The sequence below is a fragment of the Ruegeria sp. N7 genome (assembly GCF_056531345.1).
Genome location: NZ_JBQFLR010000048.1, coordinates 1 through 1,833, shown reverse-complemented (window position 1 = coordinate 1,833; position 1,833 = coordinate 1). Strand labels below are relative to the sequence as shown.

Annotated in this window: 1 protein-coding gene; it reads right to left on the bottom strand. The window is 64.4% G+C overall.

The window, feature by feature from the left end:
• Window positions 1–114: 114 nt before the first annotated feature.
• The coding region (xsc, locus tag ACR0ES_RS20125; RefSeq protein WP_480774600.1) for a sulfoacetaldehyde acetyltransferase at window positions 115–1,833 on the bottom strand (1,719 nt) is incomplete at its 5' end.

Here is a 1,833-nt window from a genome sequence, read left to right as displayed (position 1 = left end):
GTGATGCGGGGGTCGTTGCCTTCGCTGAGGGCGATTATGGGACGGGTGGCCGGAGCGTTTTGCCGCAACAGCTCGACGGGTGTCAGGGTCATGTGCTCCGGCCTCGTCCTGGGGTTAAGCGCCCTGCGCTTTCATGTCATCGGCGCTGATGCCGGCGACTGCGACGGGTTTTTTCATCGCGTCGCGGCGGAAAGGCTCGCCAAGCTCCTGGTTGATCAGGGCCTCGATCAGCGTGGTGATGCCGTTCTTCTGGTCCTCGATCGCCTGGTTCAGCGCCGCGGTCAGCTCGTCCTGGGTGCGGGCGACAACGCCTTTCAGGCCACAGGCCTGCGCGATACCGGCATAAGACACCTTGGTGTCCAGCTCGGTGCCCACGAAGTTGTCGTCGAACCACAGGGTCGAGTTGCGCTTTTCCGCGCCCCACTGGTAGTTGCGGAACACGATCTGGGTCACGGCGGGCCATTCCTCGCGGCCAATCGCGGTCAACTCGTTCACCGCGATGCCAAAGGCGCCGTCACCGGCAAAGCCCACAACCGGAACATCCGGGCAGCCGATCTTGGCACCGACAACGGCGGGCAGGCCATAGCCGCAGGGGCCGAACAGGCCCGGCGCCAGGTATTTGCGACCCTCTTCAAACGACGGATATGCGTTGCCGATGGCGCAGTTGTTGCCGATGTCCGAGCTGATGATCGCCTCTTTCGGCAGCGCCGCCTGAATGGCGCGCCACGCCATGCGCGGGCTCATCCAGTCGGGCTTGGCCGCGCGGGCGCGCTGGTTCCAGGTGGTGCCCGGATCGTCATCCTCATGGGTCATCGAGGTCAGTTCCTGCGCCCAGGCCGATTTCTTCTGCGCGATGCGCTCTTTGCGCTCCTTGCGGCCTTCGTCACCGGCGGTGTCGCTCAGCTGGGCCAGAATGCCCTTTGCCACCTTGGCGGCGTCGCCGATGATGCCGACGCTGACAGCCTTGGTCAGGCCGATACGGTCGGGGTTGATGTCAACCTGGATGATCTTGGCATCCGCGGGCCAGTAGTTGATGCCATAGCCCGGCAGGGTCGAGAACGGGTTCAGACGGGTGCCGAGGCACAGGACAACATCCGCCTCGCTGATCAGTTCCATCCCCGCTTTCGAACCGTTATAGCCCAGCGGACCGGCAAACAGCGGGTGGCTGCCCGGGAAGGCGTCATTGTGCTGGTAGCCGACGCAGACCGGCGCATCCAGGCGCTCGGCCAGCGCTTTCGACGCCTCGATGCCGCCTTCGGCCAGAACCACACCGGCCCCGTTCAGGATCACCGGGTTCCTGGCGTTCGACAGCAGCTCGGCCGCCTGAGCCACGGCGCTTTCGCCGCCCGAGGGGCGCTCGAACTCGACAATGGCGGGCAGGTCGATATCGACAACCTGGGTCCACATGTCGCGCGGGATGTTCAGCTGGGCCGGGGCGCTGGCGCGCTTGGCCTGCATGATCACACGGTTCAGAACCTCGCAGACGCGGGTCGGGTCGCGGACCTCTTCCTGATAGGCGACCATGTCCTCGAACAGCTTCATCTGCTCGACTTCCTGAAAGCCCCCCTGACCGATGGTCTTGTTGGCCGCCTGCGGGGTCACCAGCAGAAGCGGGGTGTGGTTCCAGTAGGCAGTCTTGACGGCGGTCACAAAGTTGGTGATGCCCGGACCGTTCTGCGCGATCATCATCGACATCTTGCCGGTCGCCCGGGTGTAGCCATCCGCCATCATCCCCGCGCTGCCCTCATGCGCACAGTCCCAGAACATGATCCCAGCCTTCGGAAACAGATCCGAAATCGGCATCATCGCAGAGCCAATGATCCCAAACGCATG